The sequence below is a fragment of the Novosphingobium sp. FSW06-99 genome (genome assembly GCF_001519065.1).
Lineage (GTDB): Bacteria > Pseudomonadota > Alphaproteobacteria > Sphingomonadales > Sphingomonadaceae > Novosphingobium.
The window spans coordinates 16,791-35,082 of sequence record NZ_KQ954261.1 but is presented as its reverse complement, the minus strand read 5'-3'; the positions used below and the strand labels follow the sequence as shown (position 1 = coordinate 35,082).

At 66.1% G+C, this 18,292-nt stretch carries 15 protein-coding genes and 1 tRNA gene; all 16 read right to left on the bottom strand.

What is annotated here, in order from left to right; all coding sequences use genetic code 11:
- Positions 1-45 precede the first annotated feature (45 nt).
- The 16 genes from obgE to murD all read right to left on the bottom strand — a co-directional run bounded on the left by obgE (position 46) and on the right by murD (position 18,288).
- On the bottom strand, positions 46-1,101 hold the full coding sequence (obgE, locus tag AQZ49_RS17210) for a GTPase ObgE (protein ID WP_067618525.1): 1,056 nt from the start codon (positions 1,099-1,101) through the stop codon (positions 46-48).
- Between the two features lie 186 nt (positions 1,102-1,287).
- A tRNA-Ala gene (locus AQZ49_RS17205) sits at positions 1,288-1,363 on the bottom strand.
- Between the two features lie 133 nt (positions 1,364-1,496).
- Positions 1,497-2,282 carry a hypothetical protein gene (locus AQZ49_RS17200; protein WP_067618522.1) on the bottom strand — a complete coding sequence of 262 codons (786 nt, stop codon included), beginning with the start codon at positions 2,280-2,282 and terminating at the stop codon, positions 1,497-1,499.
- Between the two features lie 190 nt (positions 2,283-2,472).
- Positions 2,473-3,216 (bottom strand): Bax inhibitor-1/YccA family protein, encoded by a 744-nt coding sequence (locus tag AQZ49_RS17195; RefSeq protein WP_067618520.1) that lies wholly within the window; start codon positions 3,214-3,216, stop codon positions 2,473-2,475.
- Between the two features lie 136 nt (positions 3,217-3,352).
- Positions 3,353-4,162, bottom strand: a complete 810-nt coding sequence (locus tag AQZ49_RS17190; protein ID WP_067618517.1) for a pyrroline-5-carboxylate reductase family protein — start codon at positions 4,160-4,162, stop codon at positions 3,353-3,355.
- Between the two features lie 14 nt (positions 4,163-4,176).
- A complete protein-coding gene (locus AQZ49_RS17185; protein ID WP_067618514.1) occupies positions 4,177-4,683 on the bottom strand; it encodes a type III secretion system chaperone family protein in 507 nt (168 codons plus the stop codon).
- Positions 4,684-4,939: 256 nt separating this feature from the next.
- Complete coding sequence (locus AQZ49_RS17180; protein ID WP_067618510.1) at positions 4,940-7,243, bottom strand: tetratricopeptide repeat protein; 2,304 nt, start codon at positions 7,241-7,243, stop codon at positions 4,940-4,942.
- Positions 7,244-7,351: 108 nt separating this feature from the next.
- Positions 7,352-8,809: a cell division protein FtsZ gene (gene ftsZ, locus AQZ49_RS17175; RefSeq protein ID WP_067618508.1), complete on the bottom strand. Its 1,458-nt coding sequence runs from the start codon at positions 8,807-8,809 to the stop codon at positions 7,352-7,354.
- A gap of 205 nt (positions 8,810-9,014) precedes the next feature.
- The gene (ftsA, locus tag AQZ49_RS17170) at positions 9,015-10,298 is read right to left on the bottom strand and encodes a cell division protein FtsA (protein WP_067618505.1); all 1,284 of its coding nucleotides are present in this window, start codon (positions 10,296-10,298) and stop codon (positions 9,015-9,017) included.
- A gap of 4 nt (positions 10,299-10,302) precedes the next feature.
- Complete coding sequence (locus tag AQZ49_RS17165; protein WP_067618501.1) at positions 10,303-11,301, bottom strand: cell division protein FtsQ/DivIB; 999 nt, start codon at positions 11,299-11,301, stop codon at positions 10,303-10,305.
- Between the two features lies 1 nt (position 11,302).
- A complete protein-coding gene (locus AQZ49_RS17160) occupies positions 11,303-12,244 on the bottom strand; it encodes a D-alanine--D-alanine ligase (protein ID WP_082701861.1) in 942 nt (313 codons plus the stop codon).
- A 3-nt stretch (positions 12,245-12,247) separates the two neighbouring features.
- Complete coding sequence (gene murB, locus AQZ49_RS17155) at positions 12,248-13,132, bottom strand: UDP-N-acetylmuramate dehydrogenase (RefSeq protein WP_067618498.1); 885 nt, start codon at positions 13,130-13,132, stop codon at positions 12,248-12,250.
- Positions 13,129-14,553, bottom strand: a complete 1,425-nt coding sequence (gene murC / locus AQZ49_RS17150) for a UDP-N-acetylmuramate--L-alanine ligase (protein ID WP_067618495.1) — start codon at positions 14,551-14,553, stop codon at positions 13,129-13,131. The genes murB and murC overlap by 4 nt, the downstream gene beginning before the upstream one ends.
- Entirely contained in the window at positions 14,550-15,743 is a 1,194-nt protein-coding gene (gene murG, locus AQZ49_RS17145; RefSeq protein WP_067618493.1) for an undecaprenyldiphospho-muramoylpentapeptide beta-N-acetylglucosaminyltransferase, read from the bottom strand. The genes murC and murG overlap by 4 nt, the downstream gene beginning before the upstream one ends.
- Positions 15,740-16,978 (bottom strand): FtsW/RodA/SpoVE family cell cycle protein, encoded by a 1,239-nt coding sequence (locus AQZ49_RS17140; RefSeq protein WP_082701860.1) that lies wholly within the window; start codon positions 16,976-16,978, stop codon positions 15,740-15,742. The genes murG and AQZ49_RS17140 overlap by 4 nt, the downstream gene beginning before the upstream one ends.
- Positions 16,978-18,288, bottom strand: coding sequence for a UDP-N-acetylmuramoyl-L-alanine--D-glutamate ligase (gene murD / locus AQZ49_RS17135; RefSeq protein WP_067618490.1), 1,311 nt, complete (start codon positions 18,286-18,288; stop codon positions 16,978-16,980). Before murD ends, AQZ49_RS17140 begins: the two co-directional genes overlap by 1 nt.
- Positions 18,289-18,292: the final 4 nt, after the last annotated feature.

Here is an 18,292-nt window from a genome sequence, read left to right as displayed (position 1 = left end):
CCCGGTCAGGTGAAGCGTCTTGCCACGAACCGAAACCTTTGCGGTTCAATACGGCGACCAGGGGGTGTGATCAGCATCATCTTCCACTTCGCCCGCCGGGCGTTCGGTCGCGGTCGCTGCGGGCAGATGTTCGAGCACCGCATCGAGCAGCGCGTCCATGCCTTTGCCGGTTGCCCCCGAAATCGGGAAGACCTGGTCTGCCCCGGCGGCGATGAGTTCGGCGGCAAACGCGCGCACCAGTTCGCCATCGACCAGATCGATCTTGTTGAGCGCGATCAGGCGCGGTTTTTCATCGAGCCCGGCGCCATAGTTGGCCAGTTCCTCGGCCACCACCTGCATCGCCTCGGCAGGGTCGGTGCCGTTGATGTCGACCAGATGAATCAGCACGCGGCAGCGTTCGATATGACCCAGGAACCGGTCGCCGATGCCGGCGCCTTCGGCTGCGCCCGCGATCAGGCCGGGAATGTCGGCCAGCACGAATTCGCGATGCTTGTGCCGCACCACGCCAAGCTGAGGCCGGGTGGTGGTAAAGGCATATGCGCCCACTTTGGCGCGCGCATTGGTGATCTGGTTGATGAACGTCGATTTGCCGGCATTGGGCAATCCGACCAGCCCCGCATCGGCCAGCAGTTTCAACCGCAGCCACACCCACAGTTCCTGCCCCGGCCAGCCCGGACCCGACTGACGCGGCGCACGGTTGGTCGACGATTTGAAGCTGGCATTGCCGCGCCCGCCATCGCCCCCGCGCAACAGCACCACGCGCTGGCCCACTTCGACCAGATCGAGCAGCACCGTCTCGCGATCATCGTCGAGCACCTGGGTACCCACCGGCACTTTGATCACCAGATCTTCGCCGCCCGCGCCAAAGCGGTTCTTGCCCGCCCCGCCGCCGCCGCGTTGCGCCTTGAAATGCTGGGTATAGCGGAAATCGATCAGCGTGTTCAGCCCGGCCACTGCCTCGAACACGATATCGCCGCCCTTGCCGCCGTTGCCGCCGTCGGGACCACCGTATTCTTCGTATTTTTCGCGCCGAAAGCTGACCGCGCCGCCGCCCCCGGTGCCCGAGCTGATGAAAATCTTGGCCTGATCGAGAAAATGCATTGCCGTTGTCCGCCAATCCGGCCCAAAAAACCCGAGGTTCCCTGCGCAAATGGCAAGAGCCCGCCTCCTGAGCATGGACTCGCTCGCGGAACACCGCGACCGGATCCAGACACAAGATGCAGGCTGGTTCATGATCAGCATGGCATACGGGATATCCCGCCCATGCAACCGTCTACATCGAAACGCTGGTGGAGCCGAGGGGGATCGAACCCCTGACCTCGTCATTGCGAACGACGCGCTCTCCCATCTGAGCTACGGCCCCGTTCCAGTGTTTCGCCGGTCGTTGCCGATGGCCCCGTCAAGGGTCACCCGCACCATCCGGGAGGCGCGCCCTTAGCGCACCCCCGGCCCGCTTGCCAAGCCCCCCCGATCAATATTTTGCACCGTTGGCTGCGTCAGGGCGTGCCCGACGGGACCGCCGGCGGCACTGGGGGTGGCGGCGGCTGCTGCGCCAGCGGCTCGACACTCACGCGGCCGACGCGGCCATACTTTTCTTCCCACGCCGCCAGCGCGTTGCGATACTGGTCATAACGATCGTAGAAATCGTCAAAGACTTTCTCGATCACCGGCACTTTGGCCTCGGCAAAGGCGCCCAGATCTTCGGGTGCCACATTGTCGCCTTCGGTCAGGATCTGATCGACGACATCGCAAAACGCCTGCTTGGTCGGCGGCAGGGCGTAATGGTTGTAGAGCACGGTCAGATAATCGTCGCGCAGCGTTTCACCGCCACGGCCATACTTTTCGCGAAAGGCGTGATCCATGCCGCCATAGACCGTTTTCAGAACTTTGGCATTGCGCACCAGAAACGCGCGATAATGCGGCAGGATCGCGGCATTGGCAGGGTTCAGGCAATCGAGCGCGGCAACCGTATAGGCCGATCGCAAGTTCCACACCAACTGGTTGACCGAAACCTTGCGATTGACGGATTCGCGCTGACCGTCGGCCTGCACTTCGGGCGTGATCATGTTGGGCGCGGCGCCGTCGGGGGGCGTCGGGCGCGGCGGGATCACCACCACAGGCGGCGGCGGCGGGGGTGGCGGCGGCGGGGGCGGGGGTACTTTGTGTGCACAAGATGCCAGCAACATCGCCAGCATGGCGCCCGCCAGCAGGCCCCGGCGGCGGCGCAGCGCACAGCCTGCCGCCCCGGCGATTTGCGGGTGCATCACCTCAAGATTGTTCACGGGCTGTCGCACTCCTTGAAATTGCCCTCATTATCAGACGGCTGAACGCGTTTGTCATACGGGTTCGTTGCGCGCCTGTTCACCATATGCCCGCGTCTTGCACAATGCAAAACACCCGGCAGGATGGTGATCCCGCCGGGTGTGTGTCGTTTGCGATAACCCGATCGCCGAATTCCGCGCAACGGACCGATCAGCGACGATCGCCCATGAAGCGCAACAGCATCAGGAACATGTTGATGAAATCAAGGTAGAGGTTCAGCGCACCCATGATTACCGCTTTGCCCGCCATCGCGGTCCCGGCGACATAGCCGTACTGTTCCTTCAGCTTCTGCGTGTCATACGCGGTCAGCCCGGCAAAAATCAGCACGCCCAGGAAGCTGATGCCCCACGACAGGCCCGGCGAATGCAGGAACATATTGATCAGCGAGGCGATCAGGATGCCGAACAGGCCCATGATCAGGAACGTGCCCATGCCCGACAGGCTTTTCTGCGTGGTATAGCCGAACAGGCTGAGCCCGGCGAAGGCGCCCGCCGTGGCAAAGAACGTCACCGCGATCGAGGCCCCGGTATAGACCAGGAAAATCGACGAGAGCGACAGGCCCATCATCACGCTGAACGCCCAGAACAGCCCCTGCATCGCAGAAGTCGACAAGCGGTTGATGCCAAAGCTCATCACCATCACGAACGCCAGCGGCGCCAGCGCGATGATCCAGCGCAGCGGTGTCATCAGCACCGCTTCGGCCATGCCCGATGCGGCAAACCCCAGCGCAACAATGCCCGACAGCAGCACGCCCGAGGCCATATAGTTGTAAATCGACAGCATGTGACGGCGCAGACCCGCGTCGTAGACATTGCTACGGCCCCAGGTGCCCGACACACTCGACGACGCGCCGAAGCCCGCCTGCGAGGGCTGAGGGTCGTTCCAGTTTGCCATGTGCAACAGCCTTTCGTGTCAAGGGCCGCAAATCGGGCCCACGTCTGCAATATCGTCCCGGTTGCGCCCGCTTTCAAGCGAAACCGGCGAATATTGTGATGCCCCGCCCCGCATTGCGGATGCCTGAACGCTATTTTTACTTAGCGCCCATCTGGCGGATTGCTTCGGCGGTCATTTCCGCGTTGCGATCGCGTGCGGCGCGCAAGGTGTCGATCATCAGGTGGACCAGACGATCGTCGGCATCGAGCACGTTGAGGCCCGCGCGGGTGACGCCGCCCGGGCTGGCCACGCGATTGGCCAGTTCCCCGGGATCATGGGGCGATACCGCGGCCAGTTGCGCCGCGCCTTCGACCATTGCCAGCGCCAGCCGGTCGGCCTGGTCACGCGGCAGGCCCAGCGCCGCCGCGCTGGCCGCGAGCGCATCGATGAACCGATAGACAAACGCCGGGCCCGATCCCGCCAGCGCGGTCACCAGATCCATCGCGGCCTCGTCGGCCAGCCATTCGCCCTGCCCCAGTGGCGCCATCAGCGCATCGGTGGTGGCACGTCCCGCGCCGGTGGCATCGCCAAACAGCGCAATCGGCGATTTGCCGATCGCCGCAGCCAGGTTGGGCATCACCCGGACGATGGCGCCCGCGCCCGCCAATGTTGCGCGCAAGGTGGCCAGATCGACCCCGGCCAGGATCGACAGCACCAGCGTGTCGGCACCAATGTGCGGCACCACCGCCGGTGCCGCCTGGGCCAGTTGCTGCGGCTTGAACCCCAGCACGACAACATCGGCAGGTGCCTCGCCGACCGGCGCCGCGCCCAGCAGGCGCACGCCTACGGGAGCGGAGGCCAGATAGGGGTCGATCACAGTGAAATCGGCCGGATCGATACCGCCCGCCAGCCATCCGGTCAGCATTGCGCCGCCCATATTGCCGCAACCGAACTGAAAAATGCGCAATGCCCGGCCCTGCCTTATGCTTCGCCCACGGCATCGACCAGCGCGCTGGCCAGGGCATCGGCCGGGCTTTTGTCGCCCCACAGTATGAACTGGAACGCCGGATAGAACCGGTCACATTCGTCCACAGCCGCCTCGATCGCCGATTGGGCCTGGCCCAGGCTGAGCAGGCCTTCATCGCCAAGCATGAGCCCGTGGCGATAGAGCAGCACGCCGCCGTTCGACCACATGTCGAAGTGCCCGACCCATACTTGTTCGTTGATCAGCGCCATCACTTCCCAGACTTGCGGACGCTTGTCGTCGGGTACGCGGATATCGGGCAGACACAGCATCTGCAGCACGTGGTCTTCTTCGCGCCAGATGCAGCGGATCTGGTAATTGGCCCAGGAGCCCTGGATTTCGCCATGAATTTCATCGTCGGAAACGAATTCGAACGGCCAGCCGCGCGCCTCGAACAGCGACGCGAGCATGTCGACCGGCGCGGCATCGTCGCGTTCAGCATTGTCTTGGGCAGTCCGCATCATCGGCTCTCCAGTACACAGGTCAGGCCCCGGCAGGCAAGACCCCCGGCCCCGCCCATCACCGCAACCAACCCCGCCGTCGCTTGCCACCGACCTTTCGCGAAGGGATCGACGCTCGGCAATGACAAGCGTCCCACCCCTTTGCGCATAACTCCATAAGCCTGTGCAAAACCTGTGGACATGGGGGTCAAGATCGCATGACCGCGCAATACGGTCCATTCCCTATCCGCTGTGTCGCACGTCTTTTTGACAATTCGCGTTACGGCAACGGCAGGCTGTCGACGGCCTGCCCGGCCGGGCTGGTCCATTCAAAGCCCGACACCCCGTCCTTGCGCAATTCGGCAATGAAATCCTGCGCATCGGCATCGCTGTCGAACGGTCCGGTCAACAGGCGGAAATTGCTGTGCCACGGCGTCAGATAGGGTTTGTGGCCCTTGAGCTTGCGCGCCTTGTGCACCAGCGAGCGCCATTCGGCGGGCATCTTGTCGCGATCGGACCCGGTCAGCACTTCGACCCAGATGCGGCTGGCATAGCGCGCATGCTTGCCGCCCTTGGCCCCGGCCTTTTCGCTGCCTTTTTCGCTTTCGGTGGCCTTATCATGACCTTTGCCCTTGGCCTTGGCCTTGGCGGTCTTGGCATCGTCGTCGCTGTCGCTGTCGCGCGAAACGCCGCCCGGGCCGTCGGGTCGTTCGCCATGGGTGACGGGTGCGCAGGTTTCGCTGTCGGCGCTGTCCTTGTGGCCTTTGCCGTGATGGCCCGCCTTGGCCTTGGCCGCACGGCTGCGTTCCGCCTTGGCTGCGGCGGCCTTCGCCTTGCGCCCCTTGCCGGTGGTTACCGGTTTGCACGGTTCGAGCGCGGCTTCGGCATCGTCGTCCTTGGCGGCCTTGGTGTCTTTGGCGGCCTTGCCGTGAGCGGACTTGCCCTTCGTGTCCTTGCCGCCCCTGGTTTTGCTGGCCTGGGTGTCGTCGTCCTCGTCATCGGTGGCCTTGCCCTTGCCCGCCTTGGCGTGCGCAGCCTTGCCCTTGACGTCCTTTTCCTTGGATTCCTTCTCTTTGGAATCCTTGTCCTTCACGACTGCCGGATGGTCGGACGCAGCATCGCCATGCGCGGCCTTTTCGGCATGGGCTCTGGTGTGTGGCGCCGCGACAGGCTCGGGCCTTGCGGGCACCGGTCGGTCGGGAATTGGCTCGACCACCGGATGGCTGGTCGGCACGGGTTGGGGCACGGTGGCCACGGCCGAGGCGGGCAGTGCAACCGTGGCGATCCCCGAACCGTCGGGTACGGGCGCCGCTGGCGGCGGTGCGGCCATGGCCAGCGGGATGGACGGTGGCGGCGTACCGACCGTGTTGGGGGCAACGCGCCCGGCACCACCATGATGGCCCGACGGCATATCGAGCCGCGACAGCACGGTCGGCTGCGGCACCAGCGGCGACAGCGGCGGCGCCGTATCGGGCGTGGTGGTGCGACTGGCCACGGGCACGTTCGGCGGCCCGGCATAGGCCAGCGCAGTCGGCGGTGGCGGGGGTGGCGGCAGCACGATATCGGGCTGGGCAGGCGCCTGCACGGGCGTTGCGGCCGGCGCGGCGGGAACATCGTGCCCCTTGCGACGGCGCGCGCGCGCGCTGTCCGATACTGGCGCGGCCTGTGCCAAGGCCTGCGGCGGCGCGGCGGGCGTCAGCGGCACGCGCGGATGCGCGGCGGCATAGGCGACCACGCGCGGATCGTCGCGACCAATGTCTGCCGCGCGCGGAAAACGCCCGAGGCTGGCCACCGCGGCCTGTTGTGCCGGGGTCAATTGCGCCATGAAACGCAGATAGGGATCGATTGCAGAGGCCAGATCGGGCGGCATTGTCGCGCGGGTGACCGACACCGCATCGTCCACGCGTCCGGCAATTGCCAGCACGAACACATGCGCCCGCCACGCCGGACGATCCTGCCGCTGAAGCAGCGGCAACAGCGCGAGTTCCGCCCCGCGCCGGTCGCCGCCGATGGCCAGGCTGATCGCCTGGCGCCGGGTCGCCTCGTCGCGCGCGCCGGCATCGTTGCTGCGCGCCAGCACGATACGGTATTGCGCCACCGCATTGGCGTTGTCGCCCACCAGATCGAAGGCCAGTCCACGGTCGAGCGCAAACGTGGCCGCATCGCCGCCTACCTGTTCGGCGGCGGCATACCAGCGCAGCGCTTCGACCGGATCGTCAAGATGCAACCGCGCCCCGGCAATTGCCGCCTTCACCGTCGCATTGGCAGGCGCGATCTGGTCGGCGCGGGTGAAAAAGCCCAGCGCCGCCTCGTTATCGCCCAGCGCGATCGCCGCATTGCCGGCATCGACCAGCGCATCGATGTTGCGCGGGTCCTTGGCCAGCCGCACCAGCGCGGCATTGAGCGCCTTGCCGGCGCTCGGAGCGGTCGGTTCGACCACCGGACGCGACACGCTGGGCGGCGCATCGTCATCGTCGGACACCGGTGGTGGCGGTGCGGCCCGGGCAGGCACACACAGGATCATCATGCCCGCCAGCACGGCCGGAGACATCAGGGCGGAGAACTTGGAAGCGAACCGAATCATTGTCCGCTTCCCTAACGAGAAAGAACCATAGTGGCGCCATCATGCGATGGATGATGGCGCCAGCCGGATGAACCGCAGCGAAGGGCATCAAAGCCCCCCGCCTGGACCTTACTGATTGTTCTGTCGCCCGAGAAAACGCGGAATATTGAGCGCCTTGCCGTCTTCGTCGGCGGCTTCATCCTCGGCCGGACGCGCGCCGCGCGACAAGTTCGCCATGCGTTCGAACAGCGTCGAATTGCCGGCCGCCGGGCGGGCCGGTGCGGGCGCTTCCGGTGCCGGATCGATCGCACGGCCAAACCGGGGCAGGCCTGCAGGTGGCTGTTGCGGAACTTCGCTGAGATCGAGCGTCAGGTCGAGCGGCTCTTCCTCGGGCACTGGCGGGGCGTAGCTGACCACCGGTTCGGGCTCGGGCTCGGCCACCGGCGCGGTTTCAAAGCGCGGCGGCGCGGGCTGGGCCGCTGGTGGTTCGGGCGTAGCGACCGGGGCCTGCGGCGCGCGCGGGGCGATCCCGACCGGCGCGGTCTGCCCGCCACCGGGGAAAGCCGGGCCGCGCGAGCCGCCGATCGTGGCCGGGCGAGAGGCGATTTCCGCCTGTTCGTTGGTCTGTTCGATGCCGGTGGCGACCACCGAAACGCGGATCTTGCCATCGAGATCGGGGTTGAACGCCGAACCCCAGATGATGTTGGCGTTGGGATCGACCAGTTCGCGGATATGGTTGGCCGCTTCGTCGACTTCGAGCAGCTTCATGTCGTCGCCGCCGATGATCGAGATGATCACGCCCTTGGCGCCCTGCATCGACACGCCATCGAGCAAGGGGTTGGCAATCGCGCGTTCGGCGGCTTCGAGTGCGCGGTTGGGGCCTTCGCCTTCGCCGGTGCCCATCATCGCCTTGCCCATTTCGCCCATCACCGAACGCACGTCGGCAAAGTCGAGATTGATCAGGCCCGGCATCACCATCAGATCGGTGATCGACCGCACGCCCTGTTGCAGCACTTCGTCGGCCAGCCCGAACGCTTCCTTGAAGGTGGTTTCGGCCTTGGCCACCAGAAACAGGTTCTGGTTGGGAATGACGATCAGCGTGTCGACATGCTTTTGCAGCTCGGTAATGCCGGATTCGGCGGCGCGCATGCGACGCGCACCCTCGAACAGAAACGGCTTGGTCACCACGCCCACCGTCAGCACGCCCTTGCGGCGCGCCGCTTCGGCAATCACCGGGGCCGCGCCAGTGCCGGTGCCTCCGCCCATCCCGGCGGCGATGAACACCATATGCACGCCTTCGAGCGCGCGTTCGAGTTCGGCCAGGGTTTCCTCGGCGGCGGCACGCCCCACTTCGGGGCGCGCGCCTGCGCCCAGCCCCTGGGTGATGGCGGGCCCGAGCTGGATGCGCGTATCGGCAATCGAATTGTTAAGCGCCTGGGCGTCGGTGTTGACCACCACGAAATCGACGCCTTCGATCCCCGCGCCGATCATGTTGGCAATGGCGTTGCCACCCGCGCCGCCAACCCCGATCACCGTGATGCGGGGCCGCAGCTCATCGATCGACGGCGGTCCGATGTTGATGCTCATGTCGGTCTCCCGGTACGGTTCAGGGTAACGCCCTGCAAAATTCCACTAGTCACGTATGACAGCTTTGGCACGGATCGATTCGTCGAATCAGGGTCAAACACGGCTTTTCCACAGTTGCAGTGCCTGTTTGTGGCCAAACCGTGTCGATTTCGGGCCCTGCCCCCGCCATCGGCGCGCCTGTCGGCGGATGATAGCGCATTTTCAGTCAAAAATATTCTCGCAAGGCGCGCCAGATTCGCGCCACCAGCGCAAAACCGCGATATTCGCCCTCGGGTTTCCACTTGGGGCCGATCGCACGGATATCGACCGGCTCGGCCGCCGCATAGAGCAGCAGGCCGACCAGTGTCGACGAACTGGGCGTGGCATTGCCGGGCGGCAGGCCCAGCATCGTTGGCGGCGAACCGATGCGCACCGGGCGGCCCAGCGCGCCTTGCGCAAAATCGGCCAGCCCCGGCATTTGCGCCCCGCCGCCGGTCAGCACGACTTGTTGTCCGCGTTGCCCGGTAAACCCCATCGCCTTGAGCGCCTTGGCCACTTCTTCGGTGAAATAGCCCAGTTGCTGGGTGATCACCGAAATCAGCTCAGCGCGCGGAATGCGGTTCTTGTCATCGGCATGGCGCGCCACCGGCCCCGCCCCTTCGGGATCGCCCGGCGCGTTGACCGGGATCATCTCGCGATGGTCGGCCGGGCTGGCAATCGCCGAGCCCGACATGCATTTCAGCCGTTCGGCGTGATGGCGGCGAATGCCGAAGGCCGAAGCGATGGCATCGGTGATGTCGCCCGATCCGAACGGGATCACCTGCATGCCCAGCAGCATGCCCGAAACATAGACCGACACAGTGGTCACTTCCGCGCCGAATTCGACCAGTGCGACGCCGATCTCGCGTTCTTCAGGGGTCAGGCAGGCGAGCCCCGCCGCGACCGGCGATCCGACCACCGCGTCGACTTTCAGATGCGCGTTTTCGACCGTTTCCTTCAGATTGCGGATCGGTGCGCCATCGGCCAGCATGACATGGATATCGACCGCCAGCCGTTCGGCATGCAGCCCCTTGGGATTGGGCACGCCATGCGCGCCGTCGAGCGTATAGTGCGCGGGCTGGGCATGGAGCACCTGGCGCCCGTCGGGCTGGATCACTTCACGCCCGGCGATCAGCAGGTGTTCGATATCGTCCTGTTCGATCCGCCGCCCGCCGATCTCGATTTCGACCCGCGCGGTGGTGCTGGCCAGGCCCGCGCCCGCGCAACCGATCCACACCGATTGCACGCTGGCACTGGCGGCCTTTTCGGCGCGCTCGATCGCATCGCGCACGCAATGGGTGGCGGCAACCATGTCGATGACATAGCCGCGCTTGATCCCCGCCGAAGCGCGATAGCCCGACCCGAGCACGACCAGATCGCCGGTTTCCGCCAACCCGGCGATCATCGCCGAGGTGCGGAACGAACCGATGTTCACGGCCGCAAAGACTTTGGTGATACGCGGAATGGCCATCGGGTCAGTCGTGCGCCGTCTTTGCGCCAGCCTCGGCATGGCCGGTCGATTTGGCCGGACCGTCGGCACCCGCCGCCTTGGCGGCCTTGGCCACGGCGGCAGCCTTGGCTTCGGAGGCGACCGCTTCGGCATGGCCGGGCACGCGCAGATAGATGCGATCGGGCACACGCATGTCGAACGCGGCAACTTTGCCGCCAAGCAGCCGGTCGACCCCGTCCATGCGGGCAAAGCTGAGCAAGGCGGCGGCGCCCTCGTCATCGCCTTCGGGCAGGGCCAGCACTTGCCCGGTGCGGAAGGTCAGGTTCCAGCGGCGGTTGCCCACCCATTCCGCCTCTGACACCTGGGTCTTGAGCGCGGGCGCGGCATCGAGCAGCTTTTCCAGCGCACCGACTTCGCCTTCGACCCCTTTGCCCGCCAACACCAGCATACCCTTGGCGCGCGAGGGCGGCACCGCTTCGAGTTCGTGGCCGGTTTCATCGATCAGCACGTAATGCCCGCCATCGCGCAACACCGCGTGGGGGTTGCGTTCGACAATGTCGACCACCAGCGTATCGGGCAATTGCCGCGACACGCGCGCATCCTTGACCCACGGTAGCGACAGCAGATCGTTGCGCAAGGCGGCCAGATCGAGCCGGGTCATCACCTGATCGCGCTGGCCCAGCACTTTTTCATAGATTGCCAGTTCGTTCATGCGGTTGACCCCGCGCAGATCGACACGCTTCACCCGAAACCCGACATTCCCGGCAAACCCGGCCAGATGCTGTTCGGCGAGCGTCGGTACCCCGGCCATCTCCGCCCCGATTACCGCCACCACTCCGACCGTGCCGATGATCGCCACGATCATCAGCCGGTGCAGCGTCTCGTCCGAAAACGGCAGCCAGCGCATCGCCTGATCGACGATATTGCCAGTCTGCTTGCGCGCGGTGGCGACTTTGGTGCGGGCGTTGCGCGTGGCGGTGACGCGCCGCACGCTCTTGCCGCTGCGGCGGATGGTCTGGGCCATGTCAGCGCGCCTCCTTCTTGGCGAACGCCTCGGCGATGATCGCCTCGACCAGGTCGCCGTAATCCATGCCCAGCGCGCGCGCCTGTTCGGGCACCAGGCTGAGCGGGGTCATGCCCGGCTGGGTGTTGACCTCCAGCAGGAACAGCCCGTCGATGCCGCGTTCGTCGTCCCAGCGGAAATCGCTGCGGCTGGTGCCGCGACAGCCGAGCAGGCGATGTGCGCGCAACGCGATGTCGCGGCAGGCATCGGCCACATCGTCGGGGATGTCGGCGGGGCAGATGTGGTCGGTCATCCCGTCGGTGTATTTGGCATCGAAATCATAGAATTCCGATTTCGGCTTCAATTCGGTGACCAGCAGCGCACGATCGCCCAGCACCGCCGTGGTCAGTTCGCGCCCGCGAATGAACGGTTCGGCCAGCAGCGTGTCGAAGGTCTGCCACGGGCCGGGCACGGTGGGCGCGATCGGCTTGCCGTAATTGCCACCCTCGGTCACGATCGCTACCCCGACCGAAGACCCTTCGTTGACGGGCTTCAACACATAAGGGCGCGGCAAAGGGTCGTGGCGATGGATTTCCTCGACATGCACCACGCGCCCGCCGGGCATCGGGATGCCATGCGGCACCAGCGCCTGCTTGGTCAGTTCCTTGTCGATGGCGATGACCGAGGCGGCAAGGCCGGAATGGGTATACGCAAGCCCCATCAGATCCATCATACCCTGGACCGTGCCGTCTTCGCCCGGCGTGCCATGCAGTGCGTTGAACACCACATCGGGCGCACAGGCGGCCAGCACTTGCGCCACATCACGCCCCATGTCGATGCGCGTGACACGATGCCCGCGCGCCTCCAGCGCGTCGGCGACGCCGTTGCCGCTCATCAGCGACACCGGTCGTTCGTTCGACCAGCCGCCCATCAGCACGGCAACATGAAGTTTCGGAAGTGTCACGCCTTACCCACTCGCTTGATTTCCCACACGCTTGATTTCCCACTGCAGATCGACGCCGTTCATCGCCCGCACTTTGTCGCGCACCAGTTCGCCCAGCGCCTCGATCTCGGCACTGGTCGCATCGCCGGTGTTGATCAGAAAATTGGTGTGCTTTTCGCTGACTTGCGCACCGCCCAGCGCCAGCCCCCGGCATCCGGCGCGATCGACCAGTTCCCAGGCCTTGTGCCCGGGCGGGTTCTTGAAGGTCGATCCGCCTGTGCGCGTGCGCAAGGGTTGCGAGGCTTCGCGTGCGGCGGCGATGCGGTCCATTTCCGCCTGGATCGCCGCCGGTTCGCCGGGAACCCCGCGAAACCGCGCTGCAACGACGATCGCGCCTTCGGCGAGATCGGAATGGCGATAGGCATAGCCAAGATCGGCGCATGACAGCGTGACCGCCTCGCCCGATCGCAGTACCACGTTGCAATCGACCAGCACGTCGCGGACCTCGCGGCCATAGGCCCCGCCGTTCATCCGGACGAAACCGCCGACCGTGCCGGGGATCGAGCGCAGGAATTCCAGCCCGGCAATGCCCTGGTCGCGCGCGCTCGACGAGACCAGCACGCCCGACGCCCCGCCGCCGCAATCGAGCGTGACCGCATCGACCGCGCGCACCCCGGCAAAGCTCTTGCCCAACCGCACCACCACACCGGGCACGCCGCCATCGCGCACGATCAGGTTCGACCCCAGCCCCAGCGCCATCACCGGCACATTGGGCGCCAGTGTGCGCAGATAGTCGGCCAGATCGTCCGCATCGGCCGGCTCGAACAGCCATTGCGCGGCGCCGCCGGTCTTGAACCACACCAGCGGGGCCAGCGGGGCCTGCGGGGTCAGTCGTCCGCGCGGGCTCATGCGCGATCCCGCTCGTGCCGGATGGCATCGGCCAGACCCGCCGCCCAGCGGGTGATATCGCCCGCGCCCAGGCACACCACCATATCGTCGGCCTGCAACAGCGGGGCGAGTTCACGCGCCAGCGCCTCGGGCCCGGCAATGGTATGCGCAGACCGGTGCCCGCGCGCCTTGACCCCCTCGACCATTACATCGGAGCTGACGCCCTCGATCGGGGCCTCACCGGCGGCATAGACCGGCGCGGCATAGACCACGTCGGCATCGTTGAAGGCGCCCTGGAAATCCTCCATATGATCGCGCAGTCGGGTAAACCGGTGCGGCTGCACCACGGCGATCACCCGCCCGCGCGCGCCTTCGCGCGCGGCGGCCAGCACCGCGCGGATTTCGACCGGGTGATGGCCGTAATCGTCGATCACCGCGACCGCTCCGCCCTCGATCGCCACTTCGCCGACTTTGGTAAAGCGCCGCTTGACCCCGCCGAACTTGGCAAAACCATCGCGGATCACATCATCGGGCACACCCATTTCGCGCGCCACGGCAATCGCCGCCAGCGCGTTCTGGACATTGTGCCGGCCGGGCATCGGCAACCCGATATCCTCGATGCGGTGGAACGTGCCGTCGCGGCGGCGCAGCACGACGGTAAAGCGGTTGCCGCCGGGCACCGGGGTGACATGTTCGCCGCGCACGTCGGCCTGCGCCGAAAAGCCATACGTGATCACGCGGCGATCGCGCACCATCGGGATAATTGCCTGGACCACCGGATGATCGATGCACAGCATTGCCGCGCCATAGAACGGCACGTTTTCGATGAATTCGACAAACGCCGCCTTGACCCGGTCAAAGCTGCCATAGTGATCGAGATGTTCGGGATCGATATTGGTGACCACCGCGATCGTGCCGTCGAGACGGAGGAACGACCCGTCGCTCTCGTCGGCTTCGACCACCATCCAGTCGCTGTCGCCAAGTCGCGCGTTCGACCCATAGGAATTGATGATGCCGCCGTTGATCACGGTCGGATCGATACCGCCTGCATCGAGCAGGCAGGCGACCATCGAGGTGGTGGTGGTCTTGCCATGGGTGCCCGCCACCGCGACGGTGTTTTTCAGCCGCATCAGTTCGGCCAGCATTTCGGCACGGCGCACCACCGGGATGCGCGCCTCCAGCGCGGCGATCACTTCGGGATTGTCGCGCCGCACCGCGGTCGAGGTGACCACCACAGACGCGCCCGCGACATTGGCGCCGCTGTGCCCGATCATCACCGCGATGCCGCGCGCGCGCAGGCCTTCGACGACATAGCCTTCGGCAATGTCGGAACCCTGCACCGCATAGCCCATGTTGTGCATGACTTCGGCAATGCCAGACATGCCGATCCCGCCGATACCGACAAAATGGATTGTGCCGATATCGACACCGACGCCTTTCACTGGGTTCGCTCCTGGCTGCGCGCCGCCGCCGTGCTGGCAGCGCCTTGCGCGCGCTGCGCCGGGTGGCCGACGCGAATGACATCCATGATCGGCGCACCGCCGAACGATTCGACCAGATCGGCCAGATCGCCGACCGCATTGGGCAACCCGCAGTTCCACGCGGCATGCGCGGCATTGGCCAGCGCATCGGGATCGAGCGCGATCGCCTGCACCTGCTTGGCCAGTTCCTTGGGAGTAAAGCCCGACTGGCGGATCGCGCGTGCCCCGCCCGCCCGCACCAGTTCGCGCGCATTGGCGGCCTGATGATCGTCGGTGGCAATCGGCAGTGGCACCAGGATCGCGGGCCGCCCGACCACGGTCAGTTCGGCAATCGTCGAGGCCCCGGCGCGGCCGATGAACAGATGCGTTTCCGCCAGCCGCGTCGCCATATCCTCGAAATACGTGCCCAATTCGGCGGGGATCTGGTGCGCGGCATAGCGCGCGCGTACGGCCTCGATGTCTTCGGGGCGGCATTGCTGGGTCACTTGCAACCGGTGGCGCAGCGCGGGCGGCAGCACGGCCAGGCCATCGGGCACCACGTCGGCAAGAATCGAGGCGCCCTGGCTGCCCCCGGTCACCAGCACGCGCAGCAGCCCGTCGCTATCGAGCGCGGGAAACGGCTCCTTGCGCAGTGCCAGCACTTCGGCCCGCACCGGATTGCCCACTTGCACCACTTTGCCGGTCCATTTGGGGTGCAACCGGTCGATTTCGGCATAGGCGGTGGCAATCGCATCGACACGGCGCGCCAGCAGACGGTTGACCCGGCCCAGCACCGCGTTCTGTTCGTGGATCACCGTCGGGATGCGCGCCGATTGCGCGGCCAGCAGCGCTGGCAGCGCGGGATAGCCGCCAAACCCGACCACGCACGACGGTTCAAAGCTGTCGAACAGGCGCAGCGCCATTGCGCGCCCCTGCCAGATCGCCCGCAACCCGCGCGCCAGCGTCAGCGGGTTCTTGCCCAGCCGCCCGGCGGGCAGCACATGCGCGGGCAGGAAATCGGGCTTGCCGGGGATGCGCGCGCCGCGATCGTCGGTGACCAGTGCGACATGGTGCCCGCGCCGGTCAAGCTCTACCGCCAGCGCAAAGGCGGGTATCAGATGGCCGCCGGTGCCCCCGGCGGCAAGGACATAGTGGCGCGAAGGATGGCTCATGGCGCAGGGCGTTCCTTTGGATCGAACGTTTCGCGCGACAGATAGGGGTTGCGCCGCGTTATGGCGAGCAGGAAGCCGACCCCCAGCAGCAAGGCGATCGTCGACGATCCGCCATAGCTGATCAGCGGCAGTGTCATCCCTTTCGAGGGAAACAGTTGCAGATTGACCAGAATGTTGATGAACGCTTGTCCCGCCAATTGCGCGGTCAGCCCTGCGGCGGCAAGCACGGTGAACAGATCATCCTCATCGAGCAGGCGCACCAACACACGCACCACGATCGCAGTGTACAGCAGCACGATCACGCCGCACATGATCAGCCCGAATTCCTCGCCGATCACCGAAAAGATATAGTCGGTATGTGCCTCGGGCAGTGCCATCTTGCGCGTGCCCAGCCACAGCCCGGTGCCGCCCCACCCGCCATTGAGCAAAGTGCGCATGGCCAGATCGACCTGGTCGAATTCGCTGCCCCCTGACAGGAACGCATCGATGCGGTGGGTGGCGTTGGGATAGAACAGATAGGCCAGCAACAGCAGCAGTGGCCCACCACCCAGCACGGCCAGGATCTTGCGGCTGGACAGACCCGACAGGCACACCAGCACGAACCACACGCCCAGATAGAGCACCGCCGAACCGAAATCGGGCTGTGCCATCAACAGGGCGAACACCAGCGCGATCAGCAGCAGCGACAGGCCGAGCACCGGAATTTTGGGATCGCGCACCCGCCACGACAGGATCCACGCCAGCGCGATGGCAAAACCGGGCTTGAGGAATTCCGACGGTTGCAGGCTGATCCCGACATTCAGCCAGCGCCGCGCGCCTTTGACCTCTGTGCCGACCAGCGGCACCAGGATCAGGCCGACGATCATCGCCGCGGCCAGGATGATCGCCAGCCGCCGCGCAGTGTCCTTGGGCAGGATCGAGGCGACGAACATCGCCACCAGCCCGACCGCCACAAACCGCAAATGCAGCCAGAAAAAGTGCAGATCGCCCAGCGATTTCTGCGCGGTCGACAGTCGGTGCGCGCTGGCCGGCGACGCGGCAGCAACCGCGATCGCGCCGATCACCACCAGCACCATCACCAGCGCCAGCAGCACGCGGTCGATTTCGCGCCACCAGATCACCAGTTCGCTGCGGCGGCTGCGGCGATAACGGTTGGCGCGCCCGATCACGCGCACCCCGCCATCGCGGGTCGTCACCGGCACCGCACGCGAAGGCGTGGCAGGTATCGTGGCCATCACTGCGCCCCCTGCGGTTGATCGCCGCGTTCGGCCAGCAGCGACATCACGATATTGCGAAAGGCATCGCCGCGCGCCTCGAAATCGCGGAACTGGTCGAAACTGGCGCAGGCGGGCGACAGCATCACCACCTCGCCCGGCCGTGCCGCCGCGATTGCCTGACGCACCGCATCGCACAGCATTTCGCTGCGCGTGACGGGCAGGTGCGGGGCCAGAATCTCGGCAAACCGCTGGCCCGCTTCGCCGATCGTATAGGCGGCCACGACATGATCGAACCACGGCGCGCATTCATCCAGATCGTCGGATTTGGGCAAGCCGCCGCAAATCCAGTGGATGCGCGGATAGGCCGCCAGCGCGGGCGCGGTGGAGGCGGGATTGGTCGCCTTGCTGTCGTTGACGAACAGCACGCCGCCCTGTTCGGCCACGCGTTCCATGCGGTGCGGCAGGCCGACAAAGCTGGCCAGCCCGGCGCGCCACACCGGCGCTGCAATCCCCAGCGCCTCGGCCACGGCGACCGCGATGGCGGCGTTCTGCAGATTGTGCGGCCCCTGCAACGAGGGCCAGTCGGCCTGCCCGCTCAGTTCTGCCGGATCAGGAACGCGCACGTGGGCAAGGGCCTGCCCCGCGATAGCCAGCGTATCGGCATCGCCGCGCCCGAACACCGCCACCTGATCAGGCCGCTGCATCGCGAACAGCCGCGCCTTGGCGGCGGCATAGGCGCCATAGCCATCATAGCGGTCGAGATGGTCGGGGCTGAGATTGATCAGCACCGCAACATCGCAAGCCAGCGAATAGGTCAGGTCAATCTGATAGCTCGACAGTTCGAGCACATAGACACCGCCTGCGGGCAAGGGGTCTTCGCCCAGCACCGGCAGGCCGATATTGCCGCCGAACTGCGCGGGTATCCCGGCGCAGCGGCACAGATGGTGGACCAGCGCGGTGGTGGTCGATTTGCCGTTGGTGCCGGTGATCCCGACCACGCGATGCGGCGGCAGATCACTGCGCATCTGCGCAAACAGTTCGATATCGCCGATCACCGGCACGCCGAACGACGCCGCATGCGCGGCAATCGGATGGCGGTTGAGCGGCACGCCGGGCGACACCACCACGCCGGCAAATCCGGTCAGATCGATAGTCAGCGGGTCGGCCAGCATGGCACGCCCGGCGACCTGCGCGCGCGCCTCTTCACGGCTGTCCCACGCGGTCACGTCTGCGCCGCCTGCCAGCAGACTTTCGACACTGGCCAGGCCCGATCGGGCCAGCCCCAGCACCGCAAAGCGTTGGCCGGCAAGGCGCGTCGAGGTGATCATGCGC